General features: G+C 68.8%; 16 protein-coding genes. 14 read left to right on the forward strand and 2 right to left on the reverse strand.

Going from position 1 to position 13091, the window contains the following annotated elements:
• The 10 genes from ED92_RS41620 to ED92_RS07785 form a co-directional block, all read left to right on the forward strand.
• Positions 1–272 (forward strand): RNA polymerase sigma factor (locus ED92_RS41620; protein ID WP_037334646.1); only part of this gene is annotated, 272 nt, incomplete at its 5' end.
• Positions 259–960: a hypothetical protein gene (locus tag ED92_RS07745; protein WP_037334649.1), complete on the forward strand. Its 702-nt coding sequence runs from the start codon at positions 259–261 to the stop codon at positions 958–960. The genes ED92_RS41620 and ED92_RS07745, both read left to right, overlap by 14 nt.
• 23 nt (positions 961–983) lie before the next feature.
• Positions 984–1577, forward strand: a complete 594-nt coding sequence (locus tag ED92_RS07750; protein ID WP_037334651.1) for a TetR/AcrR family transcriptional regulator — start codon at positions 984–986, stop codon at positions 1575–1577.
• A 90-nt stretch (positions 1578–1667) separates the two neighbouring features.
• Positions 1668–3098 carry an adenylosuccinate lyase gene (purB, locus tag ED92_RS07755; protein ID WP_037334654.1) on the forward strand — a complete coding sequence of 477 codons (1431 nt, stop codon included), beginning with the start codon at positions 1668–1670 and terminating at the stop codon, positions 3096–3098.
• Positions 3099–3260: 162 nt separating this feature from the next.
• Positions 3261–4088, forward strand: coding sequence for an ABC transporter substrate-binding protein (locus tag ED92_RS07760; RefSeq protein WP_081975717.1), 828 nt, complete (start codon positions 3261–3263; stop codon positions 4086–4088).
• A 5-nt stretch (positions 4089–4093) separates the two neighbouring features.
• Positions 4094–4867: an ABC transporter substrate-binding protein gene (locus ED92_RS07765; RefSeq protein ID WP_037334657.1), complete on the forward strand. Its 774-nt coding sequence runs from the start codon at positions 4094–4096 to the stop codon at positions 4865–4867.
• 8 nt (positions 4868–4875) lie between these two features.
• Positions 4876–5658, forward strand: coding sequence for an ABC transporter substrate-binding protein (locus ED92_RS07770; protein WP_037334659.1), 783 nt, complete (start codon positions 4876–4878; stop codon positions 5656–5658).
• A complete protein-coding gene (locus tag ED92_RS07775) occupies positions 5659–6417 on the forward strand; it encodes an amino acid ABC transporter permease (protein WP_037334661.1) in 759 nt (252 codons plus the stop codon).
• Positions 6414–7154, forward strand: a complete 741-nt coding sequence (locus ED92_RS07780; protein WP_037334665.1) for an amino acid ABC transporter ATP-binding protein — start codon at positions 6414–6416, stop codon at positions 7152–7154. The genes ED92_RS07775 and ED92_RS07780 overlap by 4 nt, the downstream gene beginning before the upstream one ends.
• Positions 7155–7253: 99 nt before the next feature.
• Positions 7254–8141 carry an MOSC domain-containing protein gene (locus ED92_RS07785; RefSeq protein ID WP_200882674.1) on the forward strand — a complete coding sequence of 296 codons (888 nt, stop codon included), beginning with the start codon at positions 7254–7256 and terminating at the stop codon, positions 8139–8141.
• Here ED92_RS07785 and ED92_RS41805 read toward each other — a convergent pair.
• On the reverse strand, positions 8024–8830 hold the full coding sequence (locus ED92_RS41805; protein ID WP_081975718.1) for an S-adenosyl-l-methionine hydroxide adenosyltransferase family protein: 807 nt from the start codon (positions 8828–8830) through the stop codon (positions 8024–8026). The genes ED92_RS07785 and ED92_RS41805 overlap by 118 nt on opposite strands.
• A 35-nt stretch (positions 8831–8865) precedes the next feature.
• Between ED92_RS41805 and ED92_RS07795 the strand changes: the two genes are divergently transcribed.
• From ED92_RS07795 to ED92_RS07810, 4 genes are all read left to right on the forward strand, one after another.
• Positions 8866–9747: a phosphoribosylaminoimidazolesuccinocarboxamide synthase gene (locus ED92_RS07795; protein WP_037334671.1), complete on the forward strand. Its 882-nt coding sequence runs from the start codon at positions 8866–8868 to the stop codon at positions 9745–9747.
• A 58-nt stretch (positions 9748–9805) separates the two neighbouring features.
• Complete coding sequence (locus ED92_RS07800) at positions 9806–10513, forward strand: DUF2334 domain-containing protein (RefSeq protein ID WP_228694807.1); 708 nt, start codon at positions 9806–9808, stop codon at positions 10511–10513.
• Complete coding sequence (locus tag ED92_RS07805; RefSeq protein ID WP_037334673.1) at positions 10510–11241, forward strand: TetR/AcrR family transcriptional regulator; 732 nt, start codon at positions 10510–10512, stop codon at positions 11239–11241. Before ED92_RS07800 ends, ED92_RS07805 begins: the two co-directional genes overlap by 4 nt.
• A gap of 71 nt (positions 11242–11312) precedes the next feature.
• Entirely contained in the window at positions 11313–12449 is a 1137-nt protein-coding gene (locus ED92_RS07810; RefSeq protein WP_037334675.1) for a DUF418 domain-containing protein, read from the forward strand.
• On the opposite strand, the gene ED92_RS07815 is transcribed toward ED92_RS07810, so the two are convergent.
• Entirely contained in the window at positions 12446–13081 is a 636-nt protein-coding gene (locus ED92_RS07815; RefSeq protein WP_037334677.1) for an MBL fold metallo-hydrolase, read from the reverse strand. The genes ED92_RS07810 and ED92_RS07815 overlap by 4 nt on opposite strands.
• Positions 13082–13091: the final 10 nt, after the last annotated feature.

The following is a 13091-nucleotide window of genomic DNA, read 5'->3' on the forward strand; positions in this document are numbered from 1 at the left end:
AGACCGAAGAGCTGCCCGAACCGCCGCAGGACGGCTTCGACCTCGGCGAACAGGTCGTCACCAGGGAAGACCTGCTGGCCGCGTTGCGCGAAGTGCCCCCGAAGCAGCGTGCCGTGCTGGTGCTCAGGTTCTTCGAGGGGCTGGACGTCGGTGCGGCGGCGAAGGCGCTGGGCTGCAGCGAAGGGAACGTCAAGAGCCAGACCGCGCGCGGGCTGGCGAACCTCAGGCAGGTCATGGAGAAGGAGGAGGTGGCACGGGATGGACGAGAATGACCTGAAGGCGTTGTTCCGTGACGCCCCCGGCGACGCACCGTCGCCGACCTTCGACACCGCCGACGTGGTCCGTGCCTCGAAACGCGCCACCGCTCGACGCCGAAACGGTATCGCGGTGGCCTGTAGTGCGGTGGTTTTGGTGCTGGCCGGAGTGGGCATGTTCGGCGTGCTCGGCGGAACCGACTTCGAACTGGGGACCGCGGCCAAATCCGATCAGGAAGCGGCGTCCGCGGGGCAACCCGGGGCGGCGTCCGCACGTCCTCAGAACGGGGAGTCCTCGAACTTCTCGAACCCGCCGCCTCAGCAGGGGGGCGGCGGAGTAGAGAAGACCGGCCCATTGGTGGCCGAAGGCACCTACGGGTGCGACCAGGTGGACCGGGAGCTCGCCACCGCCCTCGCTGGCGAGCTCCCGGTCCCCGTGGATGTCGCCAAGTCGACGCCCGGCGACATCTGTACGACGGGAGCCAGGTCCGCGGGGTTCCAGGTGCCGGGCGGCACGGTCTCCGCGGCGGTCTACCCGGCGGGCTCGTCCGTCCCGGTGATGCCCACCGGCGCCGCCGAGGCGCGGCGGACCACCCCCAAGGGGTCCCTCGTGGTCGTGGTGAGCCTCGGCGACGGTTCGGGCAGGCCCGCTCTTCCCGAGTCCGACGTCGACAGGCTGGTCGGCGTACTCGCCGCCCGCTACTGACCGAGCTGGCAAAATAGCCCGCCATGACCGCCGCAGCGACCACACCGAAGGGTGAGCGACGCCGTGCCGAGCTGATCGAGGCCGCCTCGTCGCTCCTGGCCGAGGGCGGTTTCGACGCCGTGCGGCATCGTGCGGTCGCCGAGCGGGCCGGTCTTCCGCTCGCTTCGACGACGTACTACTTCGACTCGCTGGAAGAGCTGGTCACCGCCGCGGTGGAGCATCACGCGAAGGTGGAACTGGAGGACGGGCGGCAGCGTCTCGACGAGCTGGCGACCCGCAACCGCGGCGTCGAGGCCACCGTCGACCTGGTGCTGGACATGCTCCTCGGCCCGCTCCGCCCGGATCGCGAGGCCGATGCCGAAGCGGTCCTTCTGCGCTACGAACGCCTCGTCGGGACGGGGCGCCGTCCGTACCTTCGGCCCCTGATGCGGACGCTGTCCGCGCAGCTGTACGAGCTGCTCCACGAGATCTTCGCGCGCTCCGGCACTCCTGTGGACGCCACCGAGCTGGAGCGGCTCGTCGCCCTGGTCGACGGTGCCGTGGTCAACGCGCTCATCGAGGTCGACCCGGAGCCCCGGGCCGCCGCCGCGCGCATGCTCCAGGCGGCCCTCGCCTGACCTCCCGCATTTCGTCCTCTGAATGCGGTAGTTGGCGTCGCGAACCACGGCATTCAGAGGACGAAACGCGGGGCGGGTTAGTCTGGCCGCGTGACGGACAAGCCCCGCATCCCCAACGTGCTCGCCGGCCGCTACGCCTCGCCTGAGCTGGTCGAACTCTGGTCCCCGGAACGCAAGGTCGTGCTGGAGCGCGAGCTCTGGCTCGCCGTGCTCCGCGCGCAGGCCGACCTCGGCGTCGAGGTGCCGGACGGTGTCGTCGCCGACTACGAACGCGTCCTGGAGCAGGTCGACCTCGACTCGATCGCCGCACGTGAGCGCGTCACCCGGCACGACGTGAAGGCCCGCATCGAGGAGTTCAACGCGCTCGCCGGGCACGAGCACGTCCACAAGGGCATGACGTCGCGGGACCTCACCGAGAACGTCGAGCAGCTGCAGGTGCTGCGGTCGCTGGAGCTGGTGCGCAGCCGCGTCGGCGCCGTGCTGGCCCGGCTCACCGCGATCGCGGTCGAGCACGCCGACACGGTGATGGCCGGTCGTTCGCACAACGTCGCCGCGCAGGCGACGACCCTGGGCAAGCGGTTCGCCACCGCCGCCGACGAACTGCTGGTCGCCTTCGACCGGCTCGAAAACCTCATCGGCCGCTACCCGCTGCGCGGGATCAAGGGCCCGGTCGGCACCGCGCAGGACATGCTCGACCTGCTCGGCGACGAGTCCACTTTGGACGAGCTGGAGTCGCGGGTCGCGGCCCACCTCGGCTTCGAGAACGTGTTCACCAGCGTCGGCCAGGTGTACCCGCGTTCGCTCGACTTCGACGTGCTGTCCACCGTCGTCCAGCTGGCGGCCGCGCCGTCGAGCCTGGCGAAGACGATCCGGCTTATGGCGGGCCACGAGCTGGTCACCGAGGGCTTCAAACCCGGCCAGGTCGGCTCGTCGGCCATGCCGCACAAGATGAACACGCGTTCCTGCGAGCGGGTCAACGGGCTCGCCGTGGTGCTGCGCGGTTACCTGTCGATGATCGGCGAGCTCGCCGGCGACCAGTGGAACGAAGGCGACGTGTCCGACTCCGTCGTCCGCCGGGTCGCGCTGCCCGACGCGTTCTTCGCGCTCGACGGTCTGCTGGAGACCTTCCTCACGGTGCTGGCCGAGTTCGGCGCCTTCCCGGCGGTCATCGGACGTGAGCTCGATCGCTATCTGCCGTTCCTCGCGACCACCAAGGTGCTCATGGCCTCGGTCCGCGCGGGGGTCGGGCGTGAAACCGCTCACGAGGCGATCAAGGAGAACGCCGTCGGCGTCGCGCTCGCGATGCGGGAGCAGGGGCTGGCCGAGAACGACCTCCTCGACCGGCTCGCCGCCGACGAGCGCATCCCGCTCGACCGCGGTGAGCTGGACAAACTCCTCGCCGACCGCATCTCGTTCACCGGTGTCGCGCCCCGTCAGGTGGCCGCGATCGCGTCCCGCGTCGAGGCCATCCTGGAGCGTTTCCCGGAGGCGGCGAACTACTCGCCGGCCCCGATCCTCTGACCTGTGAGCAGCCCCACCACGGGGCGTTCACAGAGTGAGACGAAGTTACTCGATCGGGCGAAATGCCTAATCTCGATCGCTGAACCCGGAGCGCCAGGCCGCCCATGAGGCGGCCTGGCGTGCTTGTATCGCGCCTTGCGCGCCGAACCCACGGAAGAAGCGATGAGATCCACGCTGTCGAAAATCGTCGCCGTCGTCACGGCCGGAGCGGCCACCCTCGCCCTCGCCGCCTGCGGCTCCGGTGACGCGGGTGCGAGCGCCCAGAAGCTGCGGGTCGGCACCCTGACCGACGCGCCGCCGTCCATCTACCTGGAGAACGGCACCTTCACCGGCTACGACAACGAACTGCTGCGCGACATCGCGAAGCGCGAGGGCTTCGAGGTCGAGTTCGTCGGCACCGAGTTCGCCGGACTGCTCGCCGCCGTCGCCACCAACAAGTTCGACATCGGCAGCTCCACGATCTCCACCACCGAGGCCCGCAAGAAGACCGTCGCGTTCAGCAACGGCTACAGCACCGGGTTCACCTCGATCATCACCAAGAAGGGCGCGGGTCTCAAGGACGTCGGCGCCTTCAACGGCAAGCGGCTCGGCGTCGTGCAGGCGTCGGTGCAGGACGATTTCGCCAGCGGCAAGGTGCCCGGCGCCAACGTCGTCCGCTTCCCCGACTACAACGCCGGTTTCGCGCAGCTGAAGGGCGGCAGCCTCGACGGCTGGGTCGTGCCGAAGGACATCGGGCAGAAGTACATCGACCAGAACCCGGACCTGCAGCTGGAGTTCGGCTACACCGTCGAGACCAAGGACACGCCGTCCGCGTTCGCCGTCCGCAAGGACAACAAGGAACTGCTGAAGAAGATCAACGACGGCCTCGCGAAGGCCGTGGCGGACGGCACCGTCGCCCGCCTGCACGCTCAGTTCTTCAAAACCGAGCCGCTGCCCAAGGAACTCGAACAGGGCGGCCCCGGCCTGCCCGTGCAGAACCCGGGGGTCTGAAAATCATGAAGAAAACGTTCCTCGCCACGCTGGCCGCGGGCCTCGTCGCCGTGCTCGCCGCCTGCGGTGGTGGCGAATCCGCCACCGAGAAGACCCTGCGCGTCGGGACGCTGAGCGACGCGCCGCCGAACATCTACGTCGAGAACGGCAACTACACCGGCTTCGACAACGAACTGCTGAAGGCCATCGCCGCCAAGCAGAACCTGAAGCTCGAGTTCGCATCGACCGACTTCTCCTCGCTGCTCGGCCAGGTCGCGAACAACCAGTTCGACATCGGCAGCTCGGCCATCGCGCAGACCGACGAGCGCAAGAAGAACGTCGACTTCTCCAGTCCGTACAACTTCGAGGTCATGAGCATCCAGACCAAGGACGGCTCGCCGATCACCGATGAGAAGGGCCTGTCCGGCAAGCGGGTCGCGGTCATCCAGGCGACCGTCGGCGACAAGTGGCTCACCTCGACGGTGCCCGACGCGCAGGCCGTGCGCTTCCCGGGGTACGCCCCGGCGCTGGCCGCGCTCAAGAGCGGCGCCGTCGACGCCTACATCCTCGACCAGGCGATCGCCGAGACGAACGTCAAGGAGAGCACCGACGCGAAGCTCAAGGTCGTCAAGTCCTTCACCACCGACGTGCCCCACGGCTTCGCGGTGAAGAAGGGCAACAGCGAGCTGCTCACCAAGATCAACGAGGGCCTCAAGCAGGTCATCGCCGACGGCACCTGGGTCAAGCTGCACGAGAAGTTCCTGCCGACGGCCCCGGTCCCGGCCCAGTTCAAGGCGTGAGGATCACGATGAAGAAGTCACTCGCCGCCGTCGTCAGCGCTGCCCTTCTGGCGGTGCTGGCGGCGTGCGGCGGCGGTGAGGACGCCGGCGGGAAAACCCTCCGCGTCGGCACCCTCAGCGACTCGAAACCCAACGCCTATCAGGAAAACGGCGTGTTCACCGGGTTCGACAACGAGCTGCTGAAGGCCATCGCCGCGCACCAGAACCTGAAACTCGAGTTCGTCTCCACGGAGTTCTCGGCGCTGCTCGGCCAGGTCGCCACCGGCAAGTTCGACATCGGCAGCTCGGGGATCTCGCAGACCGACGAACGCCGCAAGACCGTCGACTTCTCGGCGCCGTACAACTACCAGTCGCTCGGTATCGAGACCCGCGAGGGCGTCGCGATCACCGACGAGAACTCTTTGGCGGGCAAGCGGATCGGCGTCGTCCAGGGCACGGTTTCGGACAGCTGGCTGACGGCCAACGCGCCCACCGCGCAGGCGGTGAAGTTCCCGCAGGACGCCGCCGCGCTCGCCGCGCTGAAATCGGGTGCGATCGACGGCGCGATCTTCGACCAGGCGACCGCCGAGGACTACGCGGCGAAGAACCCGGACGCGAAACTCAAGGTGGTCAAGGCGATCACCACGACGATCCCGCACGGTTTCGCGGTCAAGAAGGGCAACACCGAATTGGCGGGCAAGATCAACGCCGGGCTCAAGGCGGTCATCGCCGACGGGACCTGGGAAAGGGTGCACCAGCGGTTCGAACCGAACGCGCCGGTGCCCGCGGAGTTCAAGGCCGGGCAGAAGTAAGTGGACGATTTCCTCAACACCTTCCTGAACTGGGAGTACATCTGGGAGGTCTTCCCCGACCTCCTCGGGACCGGCCTGCTGAACACGCTGATCCTGTCGGTGTTCTCGGCACTGATCGGCACCGTGCTCGGCATGCTGCTGGCCACGATGGGCCTGTCCAGCAAGGCGTGGCTGCGCTGGCCCGCCCGGGTGTACACCGACATCTTCCGCGGCCTGCCCGCGATCCTGACCATCCTGGTGATCGGGCAGGGCGGCGGGATCCTCATCCCGTCGCTGTCGCGGAACCCTTACCCGCTGGGCATTCTGGCGCTGAGCCTGATCGCGGCCGCCTACATCGGCGAGATCTTCCGCGCCGGTATCCAGAGTGTCGAAAAAGGACAGATGGAGGCCAGTCGCGCGCTGGGCATGAGCTACACCAAGGCGATGACGCTCGTCGTCATCCCGCAGGGTGTGCGGCGCGTGCTGCCCGCGCTGGTGAACCAGTTCATCGCGCTGGTCAAGGACTCCAGCCTGGTGTACTTCCTCGGCTTCCTCGCCGAGCAGCGCGACCTGTTCCGCATCGGGCAGGACCTCGCGGCGAACACCGGGAACCTGTCGCCGCTGGTCGCCGCCGGTGCCGTCTACCTGGTGATCACCGTGCCGTTGACGCATCTGGTCAACTACATCGACAAGAAGCTGCGCACCGGCAAGAAGATCCGGGTCGACGACGAGGGCGGCGAAACGGAACTCCTGAACGCCGGAAAGGTGCCGATGTCATGACCGCCGCCGTCCGTTCTTCCAGCGTGGAACTCCGCGACATCCACGTCTCCTTCGGCACCCTCGAAGTGCTGAAGGGCGTGAACCTCAAGGTCGAGAAGGGCCGCACGACCTGCATCATCGGGCCGTCGGGGTCCGGCAAGTCGACGCTGCTGCGCTGTGTGAACCGGCTCCAGGAGCCCGACTCGGGTGACCTGCTGCTGGGTGGCGAGAGCGTCATCTCGTCCGATCCGGACGCGCTGCGGCAGCGCGTCGGGATGGTGTTCCAGCACTTCAACCTGTTCGGGCACCGCAGCGTGCTGGACAACATCACCCTGCCGCTGCGCAGTGTGCGCAAACTCGGCAAGGAGGAGGCGGCGGAGATCGCGCACGCCCGCCTCGCCGAGGTCGGGCTCGCCGACAAGGCGCCGTACCGGCCGAGCGCGCTCTCGGGCGGGCAGCAGCAGCGGGTCGCGATCGCGCGGGCGCTCGCCATGGAGCCCGAGGTCATGCTGTTCGACGAGGCGACCAGCGCGCTGGACCCGGAGCTGGTCAAGGGCGTCCTCACGCTGATGGCGGGCCTGGCCGAGCGCGGGCTGACGCTGCTCGTGGTCACCCACGAGATGGGTTTCGCGCGCGGCGTCGCCGACGAGGTCGCGTTCATGGACGACGGGAAGATCGTCGAACAGGGCGCTCCGGAGGCGATCTTCGACGCTCCGCGGAGCGAGCGGCTGCAGAGGTTCCTGTCGCAAGTGCTGTAGCGCGCCGGCGGTGAGGCGTGGGTCCGGTTGGTCGTGAGTGGCGATTCGGGTTCTAACCCGAATCGCCACTCACGACGCCTTAGTCGTTAACCTGCGGCTATGGCGAGAGTGGCGAAGCTGGTCTATTACCCGGTCAAAGGCTGCGCGGGCACGTCGGTCGCGACGGCCGACGTCACCCCCGCGGGGCTGAGGTTCGACCGTGCCTGGATGGTGGTCTCCCCGGAGGGCGAGTTCCGCAGTCAGCGCAAGCATCCGGTGATGGCCTCGATCCGGGCCGAGGTGCTCGACGACGGCGCCCGCCTGCGTCTCGCCGCTCCCGGCGTCGAGGAGCTGCTGGTCGAGACGGTCGCGGACGGGCCGAGGCAGCCCGCCGCGACGTTCACCTGGCAGGGCAAGGGCGTCCACCAGGGCGCGGAGGCCGCTGAGTGGTTCTCCGACGTCCTCGGCCTGCCGTCGGTGCTCGTCGGGCTCGCGCCGGAGCACGAACGCGTCACCAACGGCGAGATCCCCGGCACCGCGGCCTTCGCCGACGCGCACGCGATCCTGCTGACCTCCGAGTCCTCTTTGGACGGTCTGAACGAGCGCATCGCGTCGCGCGGCGCCGAAGCCGTGCCGATGGACCGCTTCCGGCCCAACATCGTCGTCGCGGGCTGGCCCGAGCCGCATCGCGAGGACGACGTCCGTTCGCTCACCGCCGGTGGCCTCGAACTGGGCTACGCCAAGGTCTGCATCCGCTGCACGGTGCCGATGGTCGACCAGGAGACCGGGAAGAAGGCCGGTCCCGAGCCGATCCGGTCGCTCGCCGACTACCGCCGCGAACCCGAGGGCGGCGTCTCGTTCGGGATCAAGATGGCGGTGACCGGGCCCGGTCAGGTGTCCGTCGGCGACGAGGTGATCGTGCACTCCTGGGCAGGTCCGAGCCCGAGCACCGCCGAGGCGGAGCCGCCGTTCACGGCGACCGCGAGCCGTCCCGCGGAATCGGTGTAGAGCACGTTCCGGCCCGGCGGCACCGTGCCGAAGGTGTCGCCGACCAGCGCTTTCACCAGCACGTGTTCGCTGCTGACCGAGACCGTGCCCGCCAGCCCGGCCAGTTCGAGGTCGGCGGGGCTCGCGGCCAGCTGGACGTTGCCGAAGTGGTCGACCGTGAGCACCTCGGCCACCAGCTTGCCGGGGAACACCGCGACGAACGGGTCGGGCAGCCGCACGAGGTCGTCGACGCGCGGCCCGAACTCCTCTGGCGGGACGCCGAGCGCGAGATGCGCCGCGGCGGAGGCGAACACGTCACGCCCGTGGAACGTCGACGACGTCACCGGAAGGCGGTATCCCGGCGCCGCGAGTTCGTACGCCGCTATCACCCCGGTGAGTGTTTCGGCGGCGGGAATGAGAAGTCCGTTGTCCGGGCCGACGAGCATTCCGCGCTCGGTGACCACCACGACACCGCGCCGGGCGGTGCCGACGCCGGGGTCCACGACGGCGAGATGGACGGACTCCGGCAGATACGGCGCGGTCTGGGCGAGCACCTCGGCGCCGGTCCTGACCTGCTGCGGAGGGATCTCGTGGCTCACGTCGATCACCCGTACGGACGGCGCGATCCGCGCGATCACGCCGTGGCACGCGGCCACGAAACCGTCGCTCAGTCCGTAGTCGGTCGTGAACGAAACGCAGTGGATCGGCATGATCAGCCATCATCCTTGATCGCTAGGGTGCAGCCGTGACGACGCTCGAATACCCGAAGATCGCCGCCGGCAAGGTCCGTGAGCTCTACGCCGTCGATGACGAGCATCTGCTGCTCGTCACTTCCGACCGGATCTCCGCCTACGACGTCGTCTTCGACACGCCCATCCCGGACAAGGGTCGGGTGCTCACCGCGATGAGCGTGTTCTGGTTCTCCCTGCTCTCCGATGTCCTCCCCAACCACCTGGTCTCCTACGAAGACGAACGCATCCCCGCCGAGGTCCGCGGCCGCGCGCTGCTGGTGCGGCGGCTGGCGATGCTGCCGCTCGAAGCCGTCGCCCGCGGGTATCTCACCGGTACCGGTCTCGCCGATTATCGCGCGCACGGCACGGTTTGCGGTGTCGAACTTCCGCCCGGTCTGACCGAATCGTCCCGCCTGCCCGAGCCGATCTTCACCCCCGCGACCAAGGCCGACCGCGGCTCGCACGACGAGAACATCGCCTTCTCCGACGTCGTCGGGCAGCTCGGCCGCGAGCGGGCCGAGGAGGTCCGCGAGGCGACGCTGGCGGTGTACCGCCGCGGCGCGGAGTACGCCGCCGAACGCGGCATCCTCCTCGCGGACACGAAACTCGAATTCGGCGTCGACAGGGAAGGGAACCTCGTGCTCGCCGACGAGGTCCTGACCCCGGATTCCTCGCGCTACTGGCCGGCGGGCGGCTACGCGCCGGACAGCCCGCAGCCGTCGTTCGACAAGCAGCCGCTGCGGGACTGGCTCACCAGTCCGGCGTCCGGCTGGCACCGCCGGGACAGACCCGGGTCGCCACCCTTGCCCGAGGACATCGTCGCCGCAACGCGCGCGAGGTACATCGAGTCGTACGAACGCATCACCGGCCGGTCGCTGCAGGATTGGCCCGCCTGACCTGCGGCGTTCACTCCGTCGTCAGTCCGGCGCAAGCCGAGGCTGGCTCACTGGTGGGGTGGACGCACGTTTGCTGGTTTCCCTGTCCGGCGTGACCACCCGGACGTTGCACCGCTGCGCCGATCTCGCGGCCGAACTCGACCGGCGCAGGGTCCCGTTGTCCGTGCTCTACGCCGCTCGCACCGGCGAGGGCCCCGTGACCGAGTGGGTCCGGACGCGCCGCACCCGCGGCGACTCGGTCCTCCTGCACGGGTACGACCACCAGATCCCGCCCACTCATCGTGCCGTCTACCTGGGCAAACGAGCCGAGTTCGCGGCTCTGCCCGCGCACGAGGCGAGGCTGCGCCTGATCGCGGCGAAGGCGGCGCTCGACGCCAACGGCATGGCCGTCGACGGCTTCGCGCCGCCGCGCTGGATCGCGTCGGAAGGCACCCTGCAGGCCCTGCGCGAGCACGGGTTCACGTTGTGCGCGGATCTGGCTTCGGTGCGGGATCTGGTGTCCGGCGACGTCCAGCGCGCCAGGGTGCAGGAGTTCGGCGGACCGTCGCACCGCACGGAGACCGTCCGGTGTTTCGCGCTGGTGCTGGCCGCCGCCAGGGCCGCGCGCCGCGGCGGGCTGGTGCGGCTCGGCATCGACGCCGCGGACCTCGCCCGGCCGGGACTGCGGCAGGCGTTCCTCGACGCCGTCGACGTCTCGCTGGAGAACCGCGCTTTCGGAACCACGTACGGCTCGCTCTCGCGAACGCGGGTTAAATTGTCGGGATGACCGACGAGGCAGGCGCACCGGCGACGCTGATGCGGCTCTGGCGCCGGTCGGAACGCCCGACGCGCGGCAGGCCGTCCGTGCTCGACATCGACGGTGTCGTGGCGGCGGCGGTGGACCTCGCCGACCGCGAAGGCGTCGCGAACGTGACGCTGGCGAACGTGGCGAAAGAGCTGGGCGTCACGAAGATGTCGTTGTACCGCCACATCGGTTCGAAGGCGGAGCTGCTGGAGCTGATGGCCGACGTCGCCATCGGCGATCCGCCGAAGGTCGAGCCCACCGGGGACTGGCGGGCCGAGCTGACCACGTTGGCCGAGGCCAACCGCGACGTGCTGATGAGCCACCCGTGGCTGGTCGAGCTGCCGCTTTCCGGCCCGCCCGCCGGTCCGCACGCGGTCGCCTGGATGGACGCGTTCCTGCGCACGCTGCGCGAAACCGGTCTCGACTGGCGGACCAAGGGCGGGATCCTGGTCCTGATCGGCGGCTATGTCCGCCTCGCCTGCGCGCAGGCCCTCCAGCTCGCCGAGGGCCGGAAGGACAGCGGGCTGACCCAGGCGCAGGCTGAGCAGGCCTACGGCAAAGGCCTTGCCGAGCTGATCGACCCTGAGCGTTTCCCCGACGCCGTGGGCTTCCTGAGCTCGGGCCTCGGCGGCTCCGAACAGAACTCCGACTTCGACTTCGGCCTCGGCGTCGTCCTCGACGGCATCGCCGCTCTCGTCGAAACGAGCTGACAAAACCCCTCCTCCACCTTTAGTATCCGCCGGACATTAATTAGTGTACGTTGGATACTAAAGGGGGAACCATGACATCGACACCGACGGGCGAGCGTGTGCTCGCACCGGATCTGGCCAGGGGTTTCGCGCTCCTGCTGGTCGCGCTGGCGCATACCGCGAGCATCTTCCTCGGCAACACGCCGGGCGTGGATCAGACGCCGGAAGGGCTGGAACGGCCGTACTTCGTGGTGCTGTTCGTGCTCGTCCACGCGTGCGCGCTGCCGCTGTTCGGCATGATGCTCGGCTACGGGATGGTGCAGTTCGCCGATCGCCAGGAGACGCTGGGGCAGCCGTGGCCGCGCACACGTGGCATCCTGCTCCGCCGTCACGCGTGGCTGCTCGTCTTCGGCGCCGTCGACGGGGTGCTGTTCTTCTCCGGCGACGTGCTCGGCGCGTACGGCGTGGTCGGCATGGTGTTCGCCCTGCTGCTTTTGCGGCGCGGCAAGGGTTTCTATCGGATTCCGGTGCTGTACCTGGGTTTCGGCGTCTGTTATCTCGCCGTGCTGATGTACCTGGTGCTCACCGGGAACTCCGGGAACGCGCCGGTTCCGTCCATCGAGGACGCGTCGTCACTGGCGCCGACGTACGGCGACGCCGTGCGGGAACGGCTCGTCGAATGGCCGATGACCACCGCGGTCCTGCTGTCGTCGATCCTGTTCGTCTGGGTGGGCGCCTGGGCCGCGAAGAAGCGTGTGCTGGAGGAGCCGAATCGGAAACTGCTCCTTTTCGGTCTGTTCGGGGGTTTCGGGGTCGCGATCGCGGGCGCGCTGCCGATGGGGCTCTTCGCCGGTGACTACGTCGGCTTCGACGAGGAGACCGCCGGGCTCGTCAAGCTGATGTACGAGGGCGCGGGCCTGTTCGGCGCGATCGGTTACATCAGCCTGTTCGGGCTGATCGGCATGGCGGTCGGCGGGAAACGCCGCGGCGTCGTGGTCACCGCGATCTCGGCGCTCGGCCAGCGCACGCTGAGCGCCTACCTGTTCCAGTCGGTGGCGTGGCTGATCCTGGCGCCGCCGTTCATGCTGGGGCTGAGCGGCAGCACGTTCGTCGCGGCCGCGTGCGGGCTCGGCGTGTGGCTGCTGACGGTCGTCGTCGCGTACGTGATGCACCGGCGGGCGTATCGAGGACCGGCGGAGATCTTGGTGCGGAAACTGGCTTACCGCTAGAGCTTCACCGGCTCCCCGACGTCGAGCACCTTCACCTCGGTGCCTTCAGGAGCGAGATTCGCGAACAGGCCGTAGTGCATCTGCGGCCGTGCGAGGACCGCTTCGTGGATCGGGACGGCGAGGCGCGGCGACACCGCACGCAGGTAGTCGACCGCCTCGCCGGCCTTCAGCCACGGGGCGCCGGTGGGCAGGCCGAGGACGTCGATCTTCTGTTCCGGCACGAAGAACGAGTCGCCCGGGTGATAGAAGGCGCCGTGGTCGACGAGGTAGCCGACGTTCGGGATCACCGGGATCTCCTCGTGGATCACCGCGTGTTCACCACCGACGACGCTGATGCCGCTGGAACCGATCTCGAAGGCGTCGCCGGGGTTCGCGATCTGGAACTCGGTGCCGATCTTCCCCACCGCTTCGGCGGAACCCGGGTCGACGACCAGCTTCACGCCGGGGTTGGCCTCCAGCAGCGCGGGCAGCCTGTCCAGGTCGAGGTGATCGAAATGCTGGTGGGTGATCAGGATGGCGTCCAGTTCGCGCTCGCCTTCGAAACCCGTCGAGAAGGTGCCGGGGTCGATCAGGATCCGCGCGCCCTCGGTCTCCAGAAGCGTGCAAGCGTGTCCAAAGTGGACAATACGCATCGGTGTTCTC

The organism is Amycolatopsis sp. MJM2582, from assembly GCF_000754115.1.
Lineage (GTDB): Bacteria > Actinomycetota > Actinomycetes > Mycobacteriales > Pseudonocardiaceae > Amycolatopsis > Amycolatopsis japonica.